Source organism: Micromonospora sp. NPDC050695 (assembly GCF_040654415.1).
Lineage (GTDB): Bacteria > Actinomycetota > Actinomycetes > Mycobacteriales > Micromonosporaceae > Micromonospora.
Window position 1 is genome coordinate 1 of record NZ_JBFAHZ010000139.1, and the last position, 1735, is coordinate 1735.

Annotated in this window: 3 protein-coding genes and 1 pseudogene; all 4 read right to left on the minus strand. The window is 67.0% G+C overall.

Annotated elements, in window-relative coordinates; all coding sequences use genetic code 11:
- Positions 1–206: 206 nt before the first annotated feature.
- Positions 207–401, minus strand: a pseudogene (locus tag AB0H52_RS31905) (IS110 family transposase); the annotation flags it as partial.
- Positions 402–442: 41 nt separating this feature from the next.
- The gene (locus tag AB0H52_RS31910; protein ID WP_357952006.1) at positions 443–1006 is read right to left on the minus strand and encodes a transposase; all 564 of its coding nucleotides are present in this window, start codon (positions 1004–1006) and stop codon (positions 443–445) included.
- Between the two features lie 18 nt (positions 1007–1024).
- Positions 1025–1198 (minus strand): winged helix-turn-helix domain-containing protein, encoded by a 174-nt coding sequence (locus tag AB0H52_RS31915; protein WP_357952002.1) that lies wholly within the window; start codon positions 1196–1198, stop codon positions 1025–1027.
- Positions 1186–1473, minus strand: a complete 288-nt coding sequence (locus AB0H52_RS31920) for a helix-turn-helix domain-containing protein (protein WP_357952004.1) — start codon at positions 1471–1473, stop codon at positions 1186–1188. The genes AB0H52_RS31915 and AB0H52_RS31920 overlap by 13 nt, the downstream gene beginning before the upstream one ends.
- Positions 1474–1735: the final 262 nt, after the last annotated feature.

Below are 1735 nucleotides of genomic sequence, written 5' to 3' on the forward strand. Positions count from 1 at the left end.
GAACGCCTTCCAGATCGCCTTCGAGGGCCGGCTCACCCCGGCCAACGACTGACCACCTCAACAACCAAGATCAGCCGTTAACTTGACACTCCCCAGGTAGTAGGCGTGCTCCCACGCGTCGAGTCTCTATGTGACTTCGGTTGATCTTGATGGGCCGGGTCGATTGGCCGGCGCGATGGGTTCGTGTCGGCGGGGAGCGTGCTGGTTCAGGCTGCGGCGCGGACGGCTACTGCCGGTCGGCTGAAGGTTTTGCGGTCGCGGATCAGGGCCCAGAGGACATCGACACGTCGTCGTGCGAGGGCGAGTACGGCTTGGCGGTGGTTCTTTCCTTCGGCGCGTTTCTTATCGTAGTAGGCACGCGACGTGGGGCATTCTCGGGCGGCGGTGAAGGCGGCCATCCACAGGATGTGCCGCAGTCCCCGGTGATACAGATCTTGAATGGTTAGGTTGAGTCGGGTTCGAGGGTCAGGCCGGTGTGGGCGAGGAAGCTGTCGAGCAGGTCGGCCCGGTACTGGATGCGTTTGAGTCGGTTCTTGACGATCGCCTGGAGATGATCGACGCCGCGGGCGGCGAGGTTGCCGATGCTGCGTTTGAGGTGTGACCACACCTGCTCGGTGGGGTTGAGGTCGGGGGTGTAGGCCGGCAGACGAATCACGTGTAGCCAGTCCCGGCCGTTGATCATCTGCCGCATCGCGGCGCTGATGTGGGTATTGAGGTTGTCCCAGACGAGCACGATCGGACCGCCGAGCTGCTGGTGGGCTGCGTCGAGCAGGGCGATGTCATCGGCTTCGGCGAAGCTGCGTCGTTCGTTCTTGCGGCCGCGGTGGGTGATCGTTCGGTAGATCAACCGGCTGCGTCGGCCCGGCTTCACGCAGACCAGCCCCGCGATCGAGACCCGGCCAGAACCCTTACCCGACACCGGAATCACCGGAGTCTCGCCGCGTCGGCCCCAGGTGCGGGCCTTCGGTGGGCGCAGCGTCTGACCGGCCTCGTCCTCGAAGCAGATCCACGCGTCGCTGCGCCGCTACCGTTTTCCCGCCGGCCACACCTCCCGCCGCCACGTCGCGACCGCGTCGGCGTCACGCTCGACGGGCCGGTGCGACGGGACCTGCACCGACCAGCCGATGCGGTGCAGCAAATATGAGGTGCCGCGCAGCGTGTACCGGGTGCGGAACATCCGAGCGATCAGATCCGACACCCGCGCCAGGGTCCACCGCTGGTCCTCGCCGAACCCGTGCGCGGCTGGCCCTTCATCCAGGGCATCGGCCAGGCGCCGCAGCCGGCCGGCGTCCAGGCGGCAGCGGAACCACTCGGCCCTTTCGACGCCAACCCGGCCTCACCTTCGGCACGCCACCGCTTCCGCCAGCCGTACACCGCTGTCTGCGACACCCGCAACCGCCGGGCGACCTCCGCAACCGGCACGTCCTGCACGAACCACCCGGCCGCCTGCCGCCGCACCGCCTCACGCTTCACCCGCCCTCGGTCGGACAGCCCACCTCCGTCGGGATACCTCGTCCCTCCGGCCTACGCCCCCGACCCGCGAAGATCACCCCGACCCACAGTGGACAAACCTGACCTTTTGCTCCCGGATCTCCGTCACCGTCGCTGTGGTGGCGCAAGATCTGTAGCAGGGGGAGACATCGAGTACGCGTAGTGCGGATTCTGATTCGGGGCTGCCTGCTGCTGTCGGTGTGCCACTTGAATGTGGCTGCTCGTCGTCGCGGCTGCGACCGAT